This is a genomic window from Enterococcus sp. MSG3290 (assembly GCF_050555565.1).
Classification (GTDB): Bacteria; Bacillota; Bacilli; order Lactobacillales; family Enterococcaceae; genus Enterococcus_B; species Enterococcus_B faecium.
The window spans coordinates 1,353,053-1,373,447 of the sequence record NZ_CP187862.1; the positions used below are offsets into that span (position 1 = coordinate 1,353,053).

18 protein-coding genes are annotated in these 20,395 nt (G+C 37.4%); 11 read left to right on the forward strand and 7 right to left on the reverse strand.

All coding sequences use genetic code 11. The features are described 5' to 3' along the window. Positions 1-21 precede the first annotated feature (21 nt). The 8 genes from IGL31_RS06475 (at position 22) to IGL31_RS06510 (ending at position 9,781) form a co-directional block, all read left to right on the forward strand. Positions 22-957, forward strand: coding sequence for a cation diffusion facilitator family transporter (locus tag IGL31_RS06475; protein WP_002295900.1), 936 nt, complete (start codon positions 22-24; stop codon positions 955-957). A gap of 132 nt (positions 958-1,089) precedes the next feature. After that, complete coding sequence (locus tag IGL31_RS06480; RefSeq protein WP_002295898.1) at positions 1,090-1,869, forward strand: AzlC family ABC transporter permease; 780 nt, start codon at positions 1,090-1,092, stop codon at positions 1,867-1,869. Further along, positions 1,862-2,179: an AzlD domain-containing protein gene (locus IGL31_RS06485; protein WP_002295896.1), complete on the forward strand. Its 318-nt coding sequence runs from the start codon at positions 1,862-1,864 to the stop codon at positions 2,177-2,179. The genes IGL31_RS06480 and IGL31_RS06485 overlap by 8 nt, the downstream gene beginning before the upstream one ends. Before the next feature lie 243 nt (positions 2,180-2,422). Further along, the gene (locus IGL31_RS06490) at positions 2,423-4,033 is read left to right on the forward strand and encodes a polysaccharide biosynthesis protein (RefSeq protein ID WP_002286080.1); all 1,611 of its coding nucleotides are present in this window, start codon (positions 2,423-2,425) and stop codon (positions 4,031-4,033) included. A gap of 156 nt (positions 4,034-4,189) precedes the next feature. Further along, positions 4,190-5,038, forward strand: coding sequence for a DegV family protein (locus tag IGL31_RS06495; RefSeq protein WP_002298432.1), 849 nt, complete (start codon positions 4,190-4,192; stop codon positions 5,036-5,038). 230 nt (positions 5,039-5,268) lie between these two features. Further along, the gene (locus IGL31_RS06500; RefSeq protein ID WP_002286073.1) at positions 5,269-5,748 is read left to right on the forward strand and encodes a DUF6530 family protein; all 480 of its coding nucleotides are present in this window, start codon (positions 5,269-5,271) and stop codon (positions 5,746-5,748) included. Positions 5,749-5,780: 32 nt separating this feature from the next. After that, positions 5,781-8,009 carry an AAA family ATPase gene (locus IGL31_RS06505; RefSeq protein ID WP_010829672.1) on the forward strand — a complete coding sequence of 743 codons (2,229 nt, stop codon included), beginning with the start codon at positions 5,781-5,783 and terminating at the stop codon, positions 8,007-8,009. Positions 8,010-8,137: 128 nt separating this feature from the next. Further along, positions 8,138-9,781: a glycoside hydrolase family 13 protein gene (locus tag IGL31_RS06510; RefSeq protein ID WP_086300079.1), complete on the forward strand. Its 1,644-nt coding sequence runs from the start codon at positions 8,138-8,140 to the stop codon at positions 9,779-9,781. Between the two features lie 72 nt (positions 9,782-9,853). Here IGL31_RS06510 and IGL31_RS06515 read toward each other — a convergent pair whose 3' ends face one another. The 5 genes from IGL31_RS06515 to IGL31_RS06535 form a co-directional block, all read right to left on the reverse strand. Then, the gene (locus tag IGL31_RS06515; protein WP_002286070.1) at positions 9,854-10,399 is read right to left on the reverse strand and encodes a TIGR01440 family protein; all 546 of its coding nucleotides are present in this window, start codon (positions 10,397-10,399) and stop codon (positions 9,854-9,856) included. 22 nt (positions 10,400-10,421) lie between these two features. Next, positions 10,422-10,907, reverse strand: coding sequence for an ECF transporter S component (locus IGL31_RS06520; protein ID WP_002286069.1), 486 nt, complete (start codon positions 10,905-10,907; stop codon positions 10,422-10,424). After that, complete coding sequence (locus IGL31_RS06525; RefSeq protein ID WP_002286068.1) at positions 10,897-11,709, reverse strand: hydroxymethylpyrimidine/phosphomethylpyrimidine kinase; 813 nt, start codon at positions 11,707-11,709, stop codon at positions 10,897-10,899. The genes IGL31_RS06520 and IGL31_RS06525 overlap by 11 nt, the downstream gene beginning before the upstream one ends. Positions 11,710-11,847: 138 nt before the next feature. Next, positions 11,848-13,380 (reverse strand): AMP-binding protein, encoded by a 1,533-nt coding sequence (locus IGL31_RS06530; protein ID WP_010727760.1) that lies wholly within the window; start codon positions 13,378-13,380, stop codon positions 11,848-11,850. Positions 13,381-13,488: 108 nt separating this feature from the next. Continuing rightward, positions 13,489-14,520 carry a tyrosine-type recombinase/integrase gene (locus IGL31_RS06535; RefSeq protein ID WP_086300080.1) on the reverse strand — a complete coding sequence of 344 codons (1,032 nt, stop codon included), beginning with the start codon at positions 14,518-14,520 and terminating at the stop codon, positions 13,489-13,491. A gap of 732 nt (positions 14,521-15,252) precedes the next feature. On the opposite strand from IGL31_RS06535, the gene IGL31_RS06540 reads away from it, so the two are divergent. Further along, a complete protein-coding gene (locus IGL31_RS06540) occupies positions 15,253-16,239 on the forward strand; it encodes a DUF2382 domain-containing protein (protein WP_002295887.1) in 987 nt (328 codons plus the stop codon). A 148-nt stretch (positions 16,240-16,387) separates the two neighbouring features. On the opposite strand, the gene IGL31_RS06545 is transcribed toward IGL31_RS06540, so the two are convergent. Then, a complete protein-coding gene (locus tag IGL31_RS06545) occupies positions 16,388-17,728 on the reverse strand; it encodes a sensor histidine kinase (RefSeq protein ID WP_086300081.1) in 1,341 nt (446 codons plus the stop codon). 4 nt (positions 17,729-17,732) lie between these two features. Next, positions 17,733-18,407 (reverse strand): response regulator transcription factor, encoded by a 675-nt coding sequence (locus tag IGL31_RS06550; protein ID WP_002286063.1) that lies wholly within the window; start codon positions 18,405-18,407, stop codon positions 17,733-17,735. Between the two features lie 221 nt (positions 18,408-18,628). Here IGL31_RS06550 and IGL31_RS06555 point away from each other — a divergent pair, with 221 nt between their 5' ends. Both IGL31_RS06555 and IGL31_RS06560 read left to right on the forward strand, forming a co-directional pair. Beyond that, positions 18,629-19,702, forward strand: a complete 1,074-nt coding sequence (locus IGL31_RS06555; protein ID WP_002286061.1) for an ABC transporter permease — start codon at positions 18,629-18,631, stop codon at positions 19,700-19,702. Between the two features lie 5 nt (positions 19,703-19,707). Beyond that, positions 19,708-20,394, forward strand: coding sequence for an ABC transporter ATP-binding protein (locus tag IGL31_RS06560; protein ID WP_002286060.1), 687 nt, complete (start codon positions 19,708-19,710; stop codon positions 20,392-20,394). Position 20,395 lies beyond the last annotated feature (1 nt).

The window sequence follows — 20,395 nt, forward strand, 5'->3', positions numbered from 1 at the left end:
TGATGAAAGAAGGAAAATAACATGGAAAATTTTAAAAAAAGCGGAATGTTTTCCGTAATTGCTGCTCTAGGGGCTAATATTCTAGTGGCTATCAGCAAATTTGTCGGCTATGCAATCAGTGGCAGTGCCGCCATGCTAAACGAAAGCATCCACAGTATCGTTGATTGCAGCAATCAGATTTTGCTGTTATTCGGTGATAAACAAGCCAATAAAGGACAGAGCGAGTTGCATCAATTTGGTGAAGGACGAGCAAAATACTTTTTCAGTACAATCGTCGCAATGATGCTTTTCTTCGGCGGTGGGGCACTTGGGGTGATGGAAGCTTTTGAAAAGTTGACGCATCCATCCCATGAAGTGGGTAATCCGATCATTGTTATAGCAATACTGTTATTTGGTTTGGTAATCGAAGGAAGTTCGTTACGCGTGGCAATGAAAGAAATCAAAGAATTGAATACTGAAAAACTTTCCACGATGCGCTTTTTGCGCGAAAGTCGACACAGTGAAATACTGATTATTTTTACGGAAGACTTGTGTGCTGTAATCGGTTTGGTCTTGGCTTTAGCAGGAACAATATTGACTTATGCAACCGGGATTGCTGCATTTGATGCGATCAGCGGATTGCTGATCGGTTTCTTGCTGATGGGAGCCGCCATTTTCCTAGCAAAAGAATTTTATAGTCTGATCATCGGTGAAAGCGTGACAGCAAGCGATTTGTCAAAAATCAAGTTAGCTTTTGAACGTCCTGAGATCAGTCGGCTGATCGATATAAAAACAGTTCATTTAAGTCCAACGGAGATTTTAGTTGCAGCAAAAGCAGATATCGTTGGTAACAAAGAGAATGAAGCTTACTCGGTCATCAACGATATTGAAAAAAATATGCGTCAGTCTCTTCCTGACAAGAAGATGTATATATACATTGAAACAGATAAATATGACCCAAATTATTCTCGTAAATAAAACGTTTATTCATGAATTGAAGCAAAAATGAGAAAAATATAATCTTGTTTTTAAATAAAACGGCTACAATTTAGCGAATTTATGTTACAATGAGTCCGCTGTTTATTTGTTGTAATTAAAGGAGATATTTTAATGAACAAAAAGAAAAGTGCGCCATGGCTTCAAGCTTTGCATGCAGTGATGCCACTTTGTATAAGCTATATACCAGTAGGATTAGCTTGCGGAGTATTGTTGCAAAAAGTTGGATTTGATCCTCTCTTATCAGGACTGTTATCGATTCTGGTCTTTTCCGGTGGCGCGCAGTTTTTAGTTGCATCTATGCTTACGACGCAAGCATCATTTGCAACGACATTATTGATGGTTTTCTTTTTAGAATTACGCTATACATTATTAGGAGCAAGTCTTGCCGGTTTTATGAAAAAAGAAAAGCGGACGTTTTTGGCTGTCTTTTCTCAATCACTGAATGATGAAAACTATGCGGTGAACTACTTAAAGTTTTCAACTGACCCTTCCTGGAATAAAAGAAAGGCTTTATATGTCAATTGGTTCTCAATGACTGCATGGGCCGGTAGCAATATGATCGGTAATTTTTTCGGCTCGGTGATTCGAGTAGATGCTGACCTTGTCCATTTTGCTTTGACGGCCATGTTCATTTTCATGTTTATCATGCAGATGAAAAGCGCACTACTGATCTTTACAGGTTTATTCTCAGGCGTATTAGGGGTCGTATTCATGGTATTATTCCAAAATACTTTCGGATTGATTGCAGCAACAGTCATTGCTTCATTTGCCGGATTTATGCTGGAGAAGGCATTCAAAAAAGAAAAAGCTAAGAAACTAAGAGACCGCGGTAAAGATGTCAATGAGCCGCTCTTCAACTTCCCGGAACAGGAGGCCAATCACCATGACTAAACTATATTTGCTACTTTTAGTTGCTTGTCTGTTCATCGTGGCATATATCCCGCGCTTGTTCCCGATGCTTTATTTTACTCATCGAAAAGTGCCATCCTGGTTCAGTGACTGGATGAAATATGTACCGGTGGCATTATTTGCGGCGTTAGCTTTTAAAGATGTTTTCATTACTCATGAACATCTGGATATTGCTTGGAATATCAAAATAGCTGCAATGATTCTAGTAGCAGGCGTGGCTTACAAAACACGTTCGATGGCGTTGTCAGTTTTGACAGGACTTGCGTCTGTCTTTTTGCTGTCTATGCTTTAAACTGTTTTATTTTATTAAAAACAGAGATTGCGACATAAGTTGTTCAAACTGATCTATCCGAACTGCATTTGCAACAGTCAATTCTGGATGCAAGTTTATTCGTAGGGATAAAAAAGATTAGTGTTGGCTTATGATGCAAGCTCTTTTTTATTTTAGGAATTAGAGAGGGATTTGTCCTTCTATGATTTTTTGCTATAATAGGGAAGATGTTTATTTTATGAAAGAATAGTTGAGGGAATTTAAATGAATAAAAAATTGATGCAAGGAACATTTTGGCTAACCTTTGCTAATCTTCTATGTAAAGTTTTAGGGGTAGTCTATTTGATTCCCTGGCTAAGTATGATGGGGAACAATCAAGATGGTATGCTTGCTACGACATTGTATAATGTTGGCTATCTTCCTTATGGATTGTTCCTGATGCTTGGTACAGTCGGATTTCCAAATGCGATTGCAAAAAAAGTAGCTGTAGCCACAAAAGAAGGAGATAACGCTGCTTGTCGGCTGATTTTTAGAAGTACGATCAATATCATGTTTGTCATCGGTATCGCCTCTGCTGCACTGATGTATTTATTTGCTCCTTTACTAGCCGGAATCAGTCCGATTGCTAACGTTAATAATGGGATACTAGCTATCAGAAGTTTATGCCCATCTTTGATTGCTATCCCAATTCTTAGTGCAATGAGAGGATATTTCCAAGGGAAAAACGATTTACGACCTTATGGAACTTCTTTGATTATTGAACAAGCTGTACGAGTGATCGTTATCTTGGCTGGTACTTATTACTTGCGCGTATTGACTGACGGAACCATATTAGAAGCTGTATTGATCAGTACAGTCGCTTCTTTCTTCGGTGGGTTAGCTGCGATTATCCATATGTATATCGTCGGACGCAGAAAAGACTTCTTCGAACTTAAAGATTTTTTGATTTCCAGCCGTTATTTCGAAAGAGAAAACCGATCTGCCTCTGTCTCTATCATTCGGGAAACACTACCGTTTATTTTTGTCGGCTCAGTCATTACTATCGTTCAAATGATCGACCAAGTAACGATGAAACCACTGCTTCACTTTTTCCGTCCAGAGATCGCAGATCAGCAACTGGAATTCTTATTCAGCCGTGCTTCTGTCAATCCAAATAAATTGACATTGATCCTGATCTCCATGGTAGGAACAGTAGCTATAAGCAGCTTGCCAATATTAAGCACGATGAAGAAAAAAGATCGGATACAAATCGAAAAAACAGTAGGAGATAGTTTTTCGATTGCGTTATTGATTCTTCTTCCTTCATTGACTGGAATGTCTTTATTAGCTGGACCACTATACACATTGTTTTTTGGCTATGATCCTGAAAGTGTCGGATATTTCCAAATGGCTTTGCTAGCTTCTTTGTTTTTCTCTTTATTCACGATCCTATCTACGATGCTTCAATCTTTGAATCACCATCGTTTTGCGATCCGATTAACTGTAGAAGCAATTATCCTGAAAGTCATCTTCCAAGTAATCGGATTAGGATTAGTTGGCGGATACGGGATGAGCTTATCAAATGGCTTAGCATTCGGTATTGTCTTTGTTCGCGGCTATCACTTTATGTGCAAAGAATACCGAATAGCACCTTTAGCAAAGATCAGCAATTTTTTCTTAAAAACTTTCCGCTCCACCCTGATTATGCTTGCAGTATGTTTTGCCGTTTTCTTTTTGCTGAATCAGCGATTGTCAATGGAATCAAAAAGCTATGCAATGATTTATTGTGTGGCTGTAGGAAGTATTGGCGGCTTAGTATTTTTATTTTCTCAATTCGGAAAAAATGGGTTTCGAATGTTGAAAAATGTTAAACATCATAGCAGAAGCAAAGAATAGGTTAACTAATTGTTTTTTGCTGTCACTTGAAAAACGGCAACTCGTATGATTACGCTTGTCGTTTTTCTATTTTCCAATTTTAGTTTCATATCTAATCTTACTTATGATATAGTTATAAGGTCTGGAAAAATTCTTTGAAACGAGGAAATTAAACACATGAAACTTGCAGTAGTTACAGATAGTTCGGCATATCTGCCGGAACGTATCAAGAACCATCCCGACTTATTCGTTATTCCAATCCCTTTGATTATGGATGGGAAAATTTATAACGAAGGAATCGATATCGAAGCGGATGAATATTATGGACTTTTAAAAAACAGTAAAGATTTTCCTACTACTTCACAACCTGTCGTAGGGGAAGTTTTGGGTTTATATGAGGAATTGAAAGAGAAAGGGTATGACACGATTTTAAGTATCCATCTTTCTTCAGGGATTTCTGGCTTTGTCAACACATTATTTGCGATGAAAGATGACATCAGCGGAGTAACGGTCATTCCTTATGACTCTAAGATCACTAGTATGCCGATGGGACACATGGTAGAAGCTGCCTTAGACTTAAATGATGAAGGTCAGTCCCTTGATGAAATACTTGCACATGTCGATCGAATCCGAGATAATACCTACGCTTATCTGATTGTAGATGATTTGAACAATTTAGTACGAGGAGGACGTTTGACAAATGGTGCAGCGCTGATTGGCAGCTTATTAAAAATCAAACCGATCCTGACATTTTCTGAAGGGAAAATTGTTTTATTCGAAAAAATCCGTTCAAGTAAAAAAGCATTTGCTCGAGCTGAAGAAATTATTGGTAGAAGAAATAACGAAATACAACCGCCAGTCAAACTTTACGTGATACATGCAAATAATTTAGAAGTAGCGATTGCGGAGAAAGAGAAATTGCAGAAAAAATATCCAAATGCAGAAATCGAAATTGGTCATTTCGGACCAGTCATTGGTACACATTTAGGTGAAAAAGCCATCGGCATTGCCATTTCAGCGCAATAATTCCTTTTATTCAAAAAACATACCAAAAATATTCCAACATCATCTTGGACTTTCTACATGTTACTAATGAGCGTGTAAAAGAACGAGATGGTGTTTTTATTTCTATCAATGAAGCTCTTTTTCTTTGCAATCCTCACTTCAATCCTCTATAATGTCGCATATAGTTTAGTAAATGAGTAAACTACTAATTTACTTATTTACTAAAAATAAAAGGATGAGGAGTTAAAATAATGGAAATACCAACAAATTTAAAACATAAACCAGTAATCGTTGTAGAAGACTATGATAAAGTTGATGGAAGAAATGCATTAAATACGGATGCAAAAGGGCTTTCACTGGGCCTTGCTCAGTGGAATGATCGTGGAAAAGTCGATATCTCAGGCAAGGTATGGCGACATACTGGAGAAAAATGGTCACGACAGTCGGAAGAATTACCAATCACACGTATTTTAGATTTAGCGATCTTAGCTGCGCAAGGAAGTTTATACTTCCAAGATGCTTATCGTTATGAAAAATTTTATGATCCAGAAAATCCAGTCGTAGACATCATTGGATTGCAAGGGAACCGAATGACGGTAGAAGTAGATACCAAAAATCCAAAGATCGATGAAGACATCATTTTGTATTACGATACACTACAAAAAGACGGAGAACTGATTGGGGAACGATTCCGTATTTTAAAACGTCTTTTAGATGAGCTAGGATATTAATAGACAGAGATGATCAAAAGGGGAAGAGAAGCATGGAGAATTTCTCACTAACAGAAAACCGAACCTTTTCACGGCTAGAAAAGCAAATGATCTGGAAGAAACCGAAAAGCCATCGGACAAGTGCAGAAGAATGGCGGATCGCCTCCGAAATCAAAGGGAATTGGCAAGATCCTGAAATGAAAATCAGTAACGTACTTTTGGAAGGAGATGCCGGGTCGGGGAAGACACAATTAGCCAAAGCACTATCTGCTGATCTGCAACTTCCCTATACAAAAGTGACCTGTTTTGCAGATATGGACAAATCAGATGTTTTCGGAGCCTTATTACCTGTAGTAGATTCTAATAAGGAACAAGACCAAGAATTACTAGAAGCTATTTACCAAACAGATACACTTGAAGCTGTACTGACACTGATCCAGAACCATTACGGCATTGATCCTTTTTCTGCTAAAGAAAAATTAGCAGAGCTAGTTCAAAGGATCGAAGCTGATTATCCAGATGCAATCCATTACAGCTATTACCCTTCTGAAATCGTTCGAGCGATTGAAAAAGGATATTTATTAGAGATTCAAGAGCCGACTGTCATCCGAGATGCCTCTGTTCTTGTGGCACTTAACTCAGCGCTCGAACCAAATGGGATGTTGAATTTACCGACAGGAATCATTCGTCGCCATCCAGATTGCGTCATTGTGATCACTACAAATCGAAATTACCAAGGAAATCGCCCATTAAATGAATCTTTAAGAGATCGGATGCAACATGCGGAAAAAATGGATCTTCCTGCCTTAGAAGTCATGGCAGAACGTGCGATGGCGAAAACTATGATCCAAAAACAAGAACTTCTCTTAAAGATGGCAGAGATTATCCGTTTGTTGGATGAAACTGCAAAAGCTAACGCCATCAAAGGTGTAGCAGGAATGCGTTCTTATTTTTATTGGGCAAATACCTATAAGCAAGGACAAGATTTACTCCAGTCGATTTATCCAAAAGTTTTGTATAAATTATCCACTGATCCAGATGAATTGGCAATTCTTGAACAAGCTTTGTCTGACAGTGGATTGCTACTGGAACTTCAGGACATATTGAGAAAAGAAAAATGGGGTCATCCTCAATCTGAGCATACAAAAGGAAGAACCATTAGCGCCGAAGAAGCAAATGAACGAAACATCACTGAAAATGCTGAAGAAATTCTGCGCTTAGATGAAAAGAAATCGTTGTCTGCTGAAGAACCAAATGAGGGAGAAGAGAAACAAGAAGAAACAATAGAAAAAAACGAGATTCCTCCTCAAATGCAAAAAGAACGCAGTAGCGATATCGAAGGAAAAAATCAAAAAGAACAACAAACAGGAGATGATTCTCAAGAAATGTCTGCTTCTGACATGGAAGCACATGATAAGGAAATCAAGAAGCAACTGAATAAAGAAGCGCGACAAATCATGAAGGAAACGATTCATGAAAAAGAAGGTCTCATCGTTCACCGACCAGCTTTCCAAGGAAAAACGCCGGAAGCACGTGAGCTACACATGCAAGTAATGCCAATAGTAGAATCACTTAGCCGGCAAATTTTAGAGTTACTGGATAATGAACAAACAGAGACGTACCAAAAAGGAAAATACGAAGGTCAGCGGTTCAATGCAAGCAAAGTAGCATATGGTGATTTGAGAAATTTTGACAAAAAGAACCCGCCACATGAGCAACCTTCTTTAGCGGTAGCTGTACGGATCGATGAATCTGGGTCAATGATACGGGATGATCGGATCGAAGCGGCAAAAAAAGCAGCGATTGCCATTGCCGAATTTTCTAAGAAAGTCGATATCCCATTGTTGATTTACGGAGATACAGCAGACCGTTCGTCAAGAGAAAAGACTTCTTTGTTTTCTTATAAAGAATTTGAAGACGGATTTCAATGGTTAAATGAAAAATTAGTCACTATGAAACCAAGGCAAAACAATCGTGATGGTGCGGCACTTCGTTTAGCAGCAGAAAAATTAAACAGACAATCCGCAACAACCAAACTGTTGCTTAATATTAGTGACGGTCAGCCAAAAGCGTTGCCGGATTATACAGGCAAAAAAGCAAAAGAAGATATCCAGTCTGTTTTGAAAGAATATGAGCGTCAAGGAATCTTATTTGTCTCCGCAGCTATTGGCCAAGACAAAGAAGAAATCAAGTCAATCTACGGTGAAAGTCGTTTTGTAGATATTACTGACTTGAATGAATTTCCCAAGCAAATGATTCAACTGATTGCCCGCTATCTATGATAAAATAAAGCTCAACGAACGCACTTAGCAGATTCGTTGAGCTTTTCGTTTCTAGTTACCGGTAACAAGGATACTTCTAAAATAGAATCGGTTATAATCAAGAGGGACCGTTAAAGGAGTGAAACGATATGATACAAGAACAAAAATGGTGGAAAGAAGCAGTAGGCTATCAAATCTATCCTGCTAGTTTCAAAGATAGCAACGGCGATGGTCAAGGAGACATCAATGGGATCCGTGAAAAACTTAATTATTTGAAAGATCTTGGTATCGGCTTTATCTGGATCAATCCGATCTATCAATCTCCATTTGTCGATAATGGTTATGACGTAAGTGACTATCAAGATATAGAAGAGAGATTCGGAACGATGGAAGATTTTGATTTATTGCTAAAAGAAGCACATGAATTAGGGATCAAAGTGATTATGGATCTTGTCATCAACCATAGTTCGGATCAGCATCAATGGTTTGAAGAATCGAAAAAATCTAAAGAAAGCCCGTATCGCGATTATTACATTTGGGTCGACGGGGTAGATGGCAAAGAACCGAATAATTGGACATCGATTTTCGGCGGTTCTGCTTGGGAGTATTCTCATGAAACTGGACAGTATTATCTGCATGTTTTTGCAAAAGAACAACCAGACTTAAATTGGGAAAGCGAGAAATTGAAAGAAGAACTATTCAATATGATCCGATGGTGGTTGGATAAAGGGATAGATGGATTTCGTTTAGATGCGATTTCTCATGTAAAAAAAGATGAATATTCAGTAAAAGCCACAGAGAACCCTTTCTCACCCTTTCAAAATGTCTCAGGAATCGAAGAACATTTGACCGATTTGAAACATGTTTTTGAAGAGTACGATATCATGACTGTCGGAGAAGCAAGTGGTGTCACTGCAGAAGAAGGACCACAATGGGTAGGGAAAGACGGTTATTTCGATATGATATTCGAATTTGATCATATCCATATCTGGCAGCAAGAAAAAGAAGGGCAATTAGATGTCCTTAAATTGAAACATGCATTAAGCGCTTGGCAAACTTCATTGGATGGTATCGGATGGAACGCTTTATATATGGAAAACCATGATGTTCCTCGTGCCGTTTCAGTGTTTGGAGATACTCGTCCCGAGTTTTGGGCTATGTCTGCAAAAGCAATCGCTATGATGTATTTCTTTTTGCAAGGTACGCCATTTATTTATCAAGGACAGGAAATCGGAATGACGAATATGCCCTTTGAATCGATCGATCAAGTTGATGCAGTAGATTCGAAAAGACTTTATAAAAGGCTGCTTGCGGAAGGTAAGACAAGAGAAGAAGCATTGGATATCATTCGTGAAACAACGAGAGACAACAGCAGGACACCCATGCAATGGACTTCGGAACAATATGCTGGTTTTTCTACACATGAACCTTGGCTGATCACTAATCCAAATACCAAAACGATCAATGTAGAACAACAAGAATATGAACCAGAGTCGGTCCTGCAATTCTATAAGAACATGATCCGCATTAGACAAACCAATAAAGGTCTGATATACGGTTCTTATAAAGAATATCTTCATGAACATCCACAACTTTATGTCTATGAAAGATATTTAGAAGATGAACAATATCTTATTATGGTAAACTTAACAGAATCACTTGCTGAATATGAACTTCCAAAAGAAGCAGATCAGTCCTGGACATTACTCTTGTCAAATTCCTCTAGCGGAGAATTTGAAGCTAAAGGCATACTAGCACCTTATGAAGCTCGGTTATATAAAACAAACAAGTAAAACTTCCTCGTTAAAGTTCATTAGTTGGACTTTGCGAGGAAGTTTTTCAGATTGCTCTGTCAATTACTCATTTCAATAATTCGCTCTAGGACCACCGATATATTTAGGACGAGAGCGAAGGGCTGTCACGTGAGCTTGTCCAAGGGTTTTCAAACGAGGTCTGACTGGTACTTGGACATGTTTGATATGCATACCGATTGATGTGTCACCGATATCGATACCGGCTTGTCCAACTACGTGTTCCACTTCGACAGGATCATTGAACTGGTCAAAAGCAGCAACAGAACAAGCACCTCCAGCATGTAGTGCAGGAACAACAGAGACAATTTCGAAATTTTTTGCTTCTGCCACTGTTCGTTCTACTACTAATGCTCGGTTCAAATGTTCACAACCTTGGACAGCTAGCGCAATTTCTTTAGGATCCAACAACTCTTTTAACGTACGGATGATCCATTGACCAACTTCCGCACTGGAATTTTTTCCAATATGTCCTCCAACGACTTCGCTTGTGCTGCATCCTAAAACAAAAAGATCACCTTTTTTCAAGTGTGCCTCAGCCAATATGTCATTAACTATTTCAGTCAATTGGTCTTTTAATTCTTTTTCTGACAACTTCATTTTCTAAAACCTTCTTTTTCAATTAATATTGCTTCCGTGCTTGAATACGTTGAAGACTTGCAGTTATAGGAAAGGCAAGTCCCATTCCAATCAGATTTTGGAAGATGTTTCCTGGTATAGAAGCCACTCCAGCCGGCCAATCATATAAAATCCAACCGGCGATACCATAGCCGATGATCATAACTAAGCTTCCTAATAAAAGCCCTAATCCCCACATACGAGTAGAAGATTTGCTGAAAGAACCAGCAACATATCCTTGTAACCCGTGGATCACTAATGAAAAAACTGCCCACTGCGGATATCCTGAAATCAAATCGATCAATAGACCACTGGAAGCACCAACAACTAATCCACCCGTTGGACCATAAAGAAAAGCAGCGGTATAGATCCCGGCCTCGCATAATGTCACAAATCCATTCGTAGCCGGTACAGGGATCAAAATTGTTAATGAAAGGGCAACTGTCAACGCAATCAGCATAGCATAGATCGTTAATTGCTTAGTTTTCATTTCTCATTCCTCCTTTTTGAATACCGCCAGACCAGACACTTCCGGTATGATCGTTCATCAGCACGCCATTAGAAATACAATGGGCAACAAATTTTTTACTTTCTGCTACTGCTTTGGTAAAATCTGCCCCTAACACAAGATTCGCTGTTATTGCAGAAGAAAAGGCACAACCGGCCCCGTTTACTGTTGTAGTGTCGATTTTTTTATGAGAAAATACCTCATAATGATCAATTGAATAGAGAAGATCCACAGCTTCATCTCCAGCCATCCTTGTGCCGCCTTTGATCACAATGTTTTTTGTTCCTGAAGCAGTGAGTTCTTTAGCGAGATGGATCATTTCTGTTAACGAAGAGGGAAGAGCTTGACCAGAAAGTAAAGCAGCTTCTGCCAAATTAGGCGTAATCATCGTAACAAGTGGAAAAAGTTCTTCGATGAGCTGCGAAATATACAATTGATTGATCACAGCTTCAGTTTCTTTGAATGCCAAAACAGGGTCTAAAATGATTGGGATATTTTGTTTTGTTTTTATGAAGTCTCGAACAACCATGATTGCTTCACTTGAGTTCAATAACCCAATTTTGATACCATCTAATGAAGTCATTTTATCAATCGAAACTAACTGTCGTTTAAGCAATTCCAAAGATATAGATTCCAGCATAAATCGCTCATTAATATCTAGTGCCCCTATAGAAGTCAAGGCGCTTAGTCCGAATAGACCAAAATTCTCAAAAGTTTTTAAATCTGTTTGGATTCCTCCACCAGCAAATGGATCAGAACCGCCAATTGTCAAGATTCTTTTCATAACATTTTCCTCCATGAATAAGAGTATAACGAAATTTTCAAAAAAGAAAAACAGCCAATTGGCATATTTTTATCTCATCCAATTTAAAAAAACAAAAAGAAAAGAAAGACCAAAATGGATCTTTCTTTCCTTAAATAGTTAGGACTTTTGTGATTTTAATTCTTTCTCGATTTGAAGCCGTTGCACTTTCATTGTAGCTGTTCGCGGGATTGCATCAAAATCACGGATGATAGGGACGTTCAAGCGAGGAAGTTCATGGACTTGCTCCCACCATCGATTCCAATCCATTTCTTTATCAGGAGCTAAAGCAATAATCGGTTGTGGAGAATGATTTTTATCCCTTACAATCACTACTTCTGCCAAAAAATCTAACGAATCTAATAAAAAGTCTTCAATAGCTAATGTACTATTGATCGTTTCGATCAAATCCACTTGCCGATCTTTCAAAAATAGGTGGCCATGCTTATCCATAAAACCGTAATCTCCGCTATCCCACCAATCGCCATAAACATTTTCCTGGAACCGTGCATCTTCCTTGTAATAAGTCAAAGCCCGTCCTTTAGACAGTAATTGTATATGACCATCTGTGTTTTCAGGTAGGACATTCCCAACTGAATCTGTAATCCGAGCGCTTGTCATGTCTTCCAGTCCAACGCCCATATCTCTTGCATCACTTGTTTTCAAACTCTCTAGTGTATGAGCCTTAAGAATCATTGGTCCGCATTCACTTTGGCCATATACTTGAAGAAATACCGCATCCTGTGCCATCGACGTTCGCAAAAATGTCTTCATTGTCTGGTTGTTTATAGCATCAAAAGTGGAGTGATAGTATCGGATACCCGAAAAAGCTTCTGGATGCTCCTTAGCAGTAAAACGCCACTGAACAAAGTTATTCGGATGGGTCTCTAGTGCAATTGGCCGGTGAGCTTCCAACATATGAACAACTTTTGAACTTTGTGCGTTTGCTAAAGGCATCATAGGAAATCCCATGGACATCAAAGAAGAGATACCAATATTGAATCTGGAATGCACTGGAGAGATGTGAAAAGCGATTAATTTCTTTTCCGAAATTTTTGTGAAAACTGTTTTTTGCCATTTCGTCCGCCATCCCATAGAATGAGCAGAATGACAAATAAGTTTAGGGATACCAGTTGTACCAGAAGTATGGGTCATATAAGAAATTTCATTTTTGTCTAAAAATGATTGAGAAACAGAAAAAGCAGGTTGTTCCATTAAATAAAGAATAGGAATCTGTTTTGATTTTGTTCCATTTGAAATTTCTCTCACTCGCTTTTTTGTCTCATCATCAAATAAAATGAAAGGGTCTTCTAAACGATCGATAAATACTTCCATTGTTGTTGTTGGTAGATGATAAGAAGTCATGACAGGCACTGCACCAAGGTAAGACACAGAAACAGCTAGAAGATATGTGTCAAAAGCGGAACTCTTATAAATAATAACTTTGTCTCCGGATTTCACTCCAAGATGAGCCAATTGATAAGCCCGTTTCAACACACTTTCGCAGCATTTTTTGTAAGTTGTTTCAAGTCCTAATTCTGGGAAAGCTGAAAGTGGCTCATCAAAGATAATCGGGGTCTCGGAAAAGTTAGCTGCAGCTTCTTGAAAATTCGTAAATAAGTTCAAAGGGGAATACGTTATGGTCTCCATCATTCACACTCCATTATCTTTTGTTAAGTAATATACAAATTCAAGATAATCGTAACATAATCCTTTATATAATAACATAGTTTATTGTGAAAAAAAGATCATATATTTGTTTTATATGGAAGAAACCTGAACGAATGCCGCTAATTCGTGATAAGAAAAATCAACCATCTTTTCCCAGATATCTTGAAAAGAATGGGATGAGAGGTATCGATTACCACATAAATAATTTACCGCGTCAGCATCATCTAAATATAGTTCTGCATAATAACGATATGTTTTTCTGCATAGTTCTGGCGATACGTTTTTATATACTGTAATTTTGCTCAAAATTTGGCGAATAGTCCGAGGAGAAATTTGCTGATCATGTGAGGAATGAAAAACAAAAGAATTTTCGTCCGTATTTTGTGCTGTTAACTCAAAATAGTTCTCCAGAAACGGCATCGCTTCTTTTGGTATTGGTACTTTATTCAGTCTGTTTTCTTTTCTATTCAGATTAAGAATCTGCTTGGTCAAAGATACATCTTTACGTTTAAGTTCTACTACTTCATGGATCTTTAATCCGCAATACAGAAGAATGGCAGTAATTGCAAGGTTCCTCGGTCGATTCTTTTCTTCAAAGCTAGCTTCTCTGCTTGTTCGAAAGCCTTCAATCGGGATAAACAAATGCTCAAAATCTTTGAAAAGTTCTGCATCGATATATCGCGGAGCTGCTTTGGTTGTTTCCGGTAAACTTGTACCCAAAAGAGAAATCTCTTCTTCAATCAGTCCTTTTTGATACAAAAATCGTAAAAAATGATTTAATGAATATTGCTTCCTTGAAATCCCGTAATAGCTATTTTCAAACAATTGCTCCGTTTCTTGGTTCGCTGTAGTTTGGAACGAACGAGTATGTCGATAGATTTTAGCTAAGAAATTCTGATAATCTTGTTTTTCTAAATGGATAATCAGCTGATCATCCACTTCTTCAGAAAATACTTTTCTCAAATAATCAGTAAACAGATGAAAATCTTTTGCGTATTCATAGCGACTGCCTAATGAAAGGGAAGAACGATTTTCTTCTAAAAACTGTTGAAAGACGGAAGGGAGCAAGTGTGTACGTTGCTTTAACTTTTCTTGCAGTTGTTTTCTAGTTTTGCTGTCCATTACATATTCCCTCCAATAGTGTTCATTTTCTATATTTTACCGCATTTCATCAAATGAAGATAGACAGTTTGTCTTGATCTTAGGAAGCAAATTTTTAACTGTCTTTTAAAAGTACTAGCTAAAAGATTTGAAGTAAGAAGATACATTTTTAGTTATTTTATTAGTGCAGTCATTCTTTTGATCTTTTAATTGATTTATCCTCTTTTTAGCTATGTGGTTACTTCATGAGCAATGAAATGGATTTGGTTCGTTCTAATGGCATAAGGCTCTTTCTTTTATTTCCGAAAAATTAGAAAACATTTTTTCAGAATCGATTGGCTCTCCATTTATTCAATAATGGTTTGTCTAACGATATTGTTGGGATAATTCTTAAAGAAGTATTAGAAATAGTTGGTACTTCATTACTTTACATGAAGATTTATTCTATGGTAGGAGCAATTATATTGAGAATTAATCCTTTTTTATATAAGTTGTTTGCTTATTGATGGATTGGATAAATTAAACCATCACAACGAGTGGAAATTATATGAAACTTTTCATAAAAATTCATATAGAAACAAATGACATTTTATTAGAATATGACTTTCATTAACATAAATGTTTTCAAATTTCAATTAAATTGTTTTAATCAAATTCCAATCTAAATATTTGTAGAAAACAATCGTCTCCTATAGAATAAATTTATAAGTAACAATATACCAATCATAAATCTATTTGCTAGGAGGAATTTACATGGAAGAGAAAAATTTAACGGTCATCGGAAGCTATAGTACGAGGGAAGAAGCATTATCAGTAATTGAACGGTTGCGTAACGAAGGGTATGAACGAGATGATATCGTTATTTATACTACTGATGAAGCAGCATCTAGACTAGGATTTGACGGATTGTCTGGTATAGATGTTGAAACAGATGAAAATCGGATGGATGGTGAAGAAGACCGTTCTTTATGGGAAAAAATAAAAGATACTTTTTCTTTTGATACCTATGATTCTGAGACGGCTACACCAGAAAATGATCCTTTATATCAATATAGAGGAGATATTTCTGATGGAAAATTTGTCATCACAGTAAAAGGCTATCGTCAGCCAGAAACAACAGAAGATACAATGGATACACAAGATACTGTTAGCCCAGCAAGCACAATGGGGACTGGATTAGAAACTGGCACTGGAACAGATCCAATGGACGTAGGTGGCACGACAGGCTTTCAAAATACAACGGATCCATTGAATATGACACCAGGAACTGATCCGATGGACGTACCTGGCGAGACTGATACAATGGGTACAAGCAAGACTGAAGACATCGATCGCAAACCAAATCTAGATGATGATACAATTCAACTAAAAGAAGAAAAATTAGATGTAAATACACATGATGTGACAACTGGAGAAGTCGACATCCACAAACATGTGGTCAACGATACTGAAACGGTAGAAGTACCGGTCAAACGTGAAGAAATCGTCATCGAACGCAAACCAGTAACAGATCAATCTTCACAGGGAACAGACGAAAACTTGGAAGATGACACGATTACTATCCCAATCAAAGAAGAGCAAGTAGATGTAAGCAAACATACAGTTATTCGTGAAGAAGTTGGGATTCATAAAGAAGAACATGAAGATGTTGAAAAAGTGACAGAAGATGTTAGCCGAGAAGAATTGGATATTGACACAAGCGGTGATGTACACATTGAAGACCGCAATAAAAAATCGTAAGCGTAAGCTAAAGAGGTTGTGACAGAAGTGGTCAGCTTAAAGAAATTTCGGCTTATTTCCGAAGAAGCTACTTCTGGAACACCGTTTATTCGCAACAAAAAAGGGCTGTGACAAGATTTTTGTCACAGCCCTTTTTTAGGGATAAGCATTATTTTTTAGGCTTCAACGGCAATTGGACTTTAAAATCGACTCCTTGTGGAAGATAATTGGATACAGAAATCTGTCCATGATGCTGTTCGATTACCTGTTTTGCAATTGCCAAGCCAAGCCCGTATCCGCCAGTCTCTTTCGCCCGAGATTGATCTTCCCGATAAAATCGATCAAAAATCCTTGCTTGATCTTCTTCACTGATAGAAGGGCCAGTATTCTTTACGTGAATCAGCCATTCTTTATGGTTAACAGATGAATCCAAAATGATCTTATCTTCTGGATTCGTATATTTTAATGCATTATCCAGCAAAATAACCAAAACTTGATGGATTTTTTTTTCATCAATTGGTACTTCTAATGTTGCATCGTTATGGAGAATAAACTCTTTTCCATCTATGGTGGCCATCTCTTGAAATGGTTTAACAAGTTGTTCGATATATTCTTGTGTATTGATTATTTGCTTTGAAAGCAGCTGCTGATCAGAATCATTCCGAGCGATTGTCAGCAAATCCGAAGTCAATCCAGTGAGGCGCCTCGTCTCTGACAATGCTTGAGCGATGCTTTCGGATTCTTCAATAATAGTATGATTAGGCTTGGTAAAAAGATGTTCCAAACTATTTTGAATAATCGTTAACGGTGTGCGCAATTCATGAGAAGCATTCTCAACAAATTCTTTTTGTCTTCTCCAAGAAAGAATAATAGGGCGCATGCTTAGACTAGACAAGTAATAACTGATACCAATAGAGAGAATCCAAAAAACAATCATACACAAAATCATAATCGTGCGAAAAGTCGCTAATGAATTCTTGATTTGATTTGTATTTTCTAAAATTTGGATGTAGGCAACGCCATCTTGATTCGTCTCCGCTTTTTTCGTAATCGAACGGAAAGAGAGGGCAGATGAGCCACTGTCTTCATTTAATTCAATATTTTGGATGGTATTCAGATTTTTCGTATCCATTTTTAATTCTTTGATTTGGTTGAAACGCCCACCAATAGCTGCTTTATTCAATATCTCACCATTTTTAGACCACAAGATCACTTGAGTGTTAAAACGGTCATTTGATGGTTCCATTAATGGCTGTTCCATGTTTGTTCTGTTTTGTTCCGTTTGAGTCGGGTTTAAAAAGGGATCGCCTTGCTGATATCTTTGTATCTCTAATTGTACTGTTCGAGAATCAAAATTTATTTTCTCTAATGACAGATCTGTTTCTCTGTATGCAGATTGGTTTAATATCTGTAAAGTAATGAATCCCAAAAGAAAAAAGATAAAAGCAAATGCTGCTACATTTGTCGCAAAAAAGCGACTACGTTGCTTTCGTGTAATATCTCCATTCATTGCATCACACCCTTTGCAGTATATAACCGACATTACGTAAGGTTTTGATTTCTTTATCCAATCCAGTACTTCGCAGATGTTTTCGTAAGTTGCTCATATAAACTTCAATAACTGTAATCGTCGTATCAGAATCAAATCCCCAGATCCGGTCAAATATCTGCTCTTTTGTCAAAATGATTCCCTTATTTTGTAAAAAATAAACGAGCAATTCAAACTCTTTTCCTTGTATGGGCAAAACTTGTTCTTTATACAAGACTTCATTGCTTTTTAAATCACAACTGATATCCTTATACTTCAGAACATTTTCATCAAACAGACCTAGCGAGCGTTTCAATAATGCTTTCACGCGCATGATCAGTTCTTCTCGATAGAAAGGTTTTGTTAGATAATCATCTGCACCTCGTTCAAATCCTTCAATCTTATCTTCCAAACTATCTTTTGCAGTCAAAATCAATACTGGAGTCTGTATTTTTTCTTTCCGTATTTTTGCTAACACTTCATATCCATTCATTTCCGGCATCATCAAATCCAAGATTGCAAGATCATAAACTCCACTTTCCAACTCGAACAGTCCTTCACTACCATCATAAACTTGTGTTATCTCGCCGATTGCAGCGAGTATTTCTTTTATATTATTGGATAATACTTTATCGTCTTCTACTACTAATAGTTTAATCATTTTCCCACCTCATTGATTTGGTCACTTTAGTTTATCATGGAAAGCATAAATAAGGCTTAAATAAATTTTTTATGACTCATGTTAAGGTTTTATCGAAAGATGTCTTAGACAATTTATTGATAAGAAAAAAACAACACAAGTGACAAAATGTCACTTTAGAGTTACACTATTCAACAAGTGACAATTTGTCACTATCAATCTATCATAGGGAGGAAAAACAAATGTTTCTAGCTATCAAAGAAATTCGCTATTCTAAATTACGATATGGCTTGATTGTCGGTATTATGTTCTTGATTGCGTATGTCGTATTCATGTTGTCAGGACTAGCGAATGGACTTTCAGAAGAGTTTAAAAAAGCAATCGATGATTGGGACGCACAAGAGATTGTTTTGTCGGAGGATGCAAATCAAGTATTTGCAGCTTCACAATTAACAAGAGGAGATCTGAAATACATTGAAGGAGGAGAGAAAGCACCAATCGGATTGTACAGCGGAGCAATCAAAGGAAAAAACAAAGAAAATGTTACAGTTTTCGGCACAACGAAAGAAGCATTTTTATTACCAAAACTCACGAAAGGGCATGAATTTAAAACAAAGAATGAAATCATCATCTCTCAAAATCTGGCTGATTCAGGCTATAAAATTGGAGATACGATCAAAATTGGCAGTTACGACGATCCTTTGACGATTGTCGGTATCTTTCCTGAAACTTATTACACAGTTTCTCCCGTCATCTATGCGTCCCTAGATACGTGGACTGCTTTGAAGTATGGACAGCAGCCGTTTGCTTCTGAAGAAGAACAGCCGATCAATGGGATCGTAATAAAGGATTCAGCTAAAATTTCGAAAGAAAAAGCATCGAAGGGTCTACAGTTATTAACTATTGGGACATTCATTGAAAGTATTCCTGGCTATTCTGCCCAAAATATGACCTTAAATGCGATGATATACTTTTTGTTCTTAGTGGTTGCTGCCGTGGTCGGTATTTTCATGTACGTGATGACACTTCAGAAGACTGCTATTTTTGGAGTAATGAAAGCACAAGGGATCAAAAATTTCTTCATCGCTAAATCTTTAGTAGCACAGTCCTTTATTGTTGGGGTGGTAGGCGTTCTGCTTGCTCTTTTGTTTGCTTATTTGACTAGTCTGATTTTACCAAGCGCGATGCCTTTTGCTGTTTTTTGGTCACAATGGTTGCTATATAGTGGGATTTTGATCATTGTCGCAATGCTAGGCGGATTGTTTTCGATACGTACGATAACCAAAGTAGACCCAATTACAGCAATAGGAGGTTAATAAAAATGAAAAAAATATTAACGATGAAAAAAGTTACCAAAACATTTGGTTCTGGACATACAAAGGTCTCAGCTTTGAAAGCAATTGATTTTTATGTAAAGGAAGGAGAATTCGTCAGCATCATTGGTCCTTCTGGTTCAGGTAAAAGTACTTTCCTTACCATTTCAGGAGGATTGCAAACACCGACTTCCGGAGAAATAGTGATCAACGGTCACTCACTAACTGAGCTTCCAGAAAAAAAACGAGCAGATTTACGCTTTAAAGAAATTGGATTTATTCTCCAAAGCTCTAATTTGATTCCTTTTTTAACGGTAAAGGAACAATTTGAACTAGTTGACCAAGTTACTTCAAAAAAAGAAGATTCAACAAAAATCGATTCCTTGCTGCAATCTTTAGATATCCAGTCACTTAAAAATAGTTATCCTAAAGACCTTTCTGGTGGAGAAAGACAGAGAGTGGCAATTGCTCGCGCTTTATATAATGAGCCAAGCTTGATCTTAGCAGACGAACCAACAGCTAGTTTGGATACCGATCATGCATATGAAGTCGTCAAATTACTAGTTAAAGAAGCTCATGAGAAACAAAAAGCGACTATTATGGTTACTCATGATGTCCGTATGATTCAATGGAGTGATCGCGTTTATCGAATGGAAGATGGGTACTTGACAGAAGAAGAGAAAAAGAAGGAATGAA

Coding starts and splice junctions, on each gene's coding strand:
- IGL31_RS06535 (WP_086300080.1), bottom strand. CDS start 14,520: ATGGACAGCAAAACTAGAAAACAACTGCAAGAAAAGTTAAAGCAACGT.
- IGL31_RS06480 (WP_002295898.1), top strand. CDS start 1,090: ATGAACAAAAAGAAAAGTGCGCCATGGCTTCAAGCTTTGCATGCAGTG.
- IGL31_RS06515 (WP_002286070.1), bottom strand. CDS start 10,399: ATGAAGTTGTCAGAAAAAGAATTAAAAGACCAATTGACTGAAATAGTT.
- IGL31_RS06545 (WP_086300081.1), bottom strand. CDS start 17,728: ATGAATGGAGATATTACACGAAAGCAACGTAGTCGCTTTTTTGCGACA.
- IGL31_RS06525 (WP_002286068.1), bottom strand. CDS start 11,709: ATGAAAAGAATCTTGACAATTGGCGGTTCTGATCCATTTGCTGGTGGA.
- IGL31_RS06520 (WP_002286069.1), bottom strand. CDS start 10,907: ATGAAAACTAAGCAATTAACGATCTATGCTATGCTGATTGCGTTGACA.
- IGL31_RS06510 (WP_086300079.1), top strand. CDS start 8,138: ATGATACAAGAACAAAAATGGTGGAAAGAAGCAGTAGGCTATCAAATC.
- IGL31_RS06475 (WP_002295900.1), top strand. CDS start 22: ATGGAAAATTTTAAAAAAAGCGGAATGTTTTCCGTAATTGCTGCTCTA.
- IGL31_RS06540 (WP_002295887.1), top strand. CDS start 15,253: ATGGAAGAGAAAAATTTAACGGTCATCGGAAGCTATAGTACGAGGGAA.
- IGL31_RS06550 (WP_002286063.1), bottom strand. CDS start 18,407: ATGATTAAACTATTAGTAGTAGAAGACGATAAAGTATTATCCAATAAT.
- IGL31_RS06500 (WP_002286073.1), top strand. CDS start 5,269: ATGGAAATACCAACAAATTTAAAACATAAACCAGTAATCGTTGTAGAA.
- IGL31_RS06505 (WP_010829672.1), top strand. CDS start 5,781: ATGGAGAATTTCTCACTAACAGAAAACCGAACCTTTTCACGGCTAGAA.
- IGL31_RS06530 (WP_010727760.1), bottom strand. CDS start 13,380: ATGATGGAGACCATAACGTATTCCCCTTTGAACTTATTTACGAATTTT.
- IGL31_RS06560 (WP_002286060.1), top strand. CDS start 19,708: ATGAAAAAAATATTAACGATGAAAAAAGTTACCAAAACATTTGGTTCT.
- IGL31_RS06495 (WP_002298432.1), top strand. CDS start 4,190: ATGAAACTTGCAGTAGTTACAGATAGTTCGGCATATCTGCCGGAACGT.
- IGL31_RS06485 (WP_002295896.1), top strand. CDS start 1,862: ATGACTAAACTATATTTGCTACTTTTAGTTGCTTGTCTGTTCATCGTG.
- IGL31_RS06555 (WP_002286061.1), top strand. CDS start 18,629: ATGTTTCTAGCTATCAAAGAAATTCGCTATTCTAAATTACGATATGGC.
- IGL31_RS06490 (WP_002286080.1), top strand. CDS start 2,423: ATGAATAAAAAATTGATGCAAGGAACATTTTGGCTAACCTTTGCTAAT.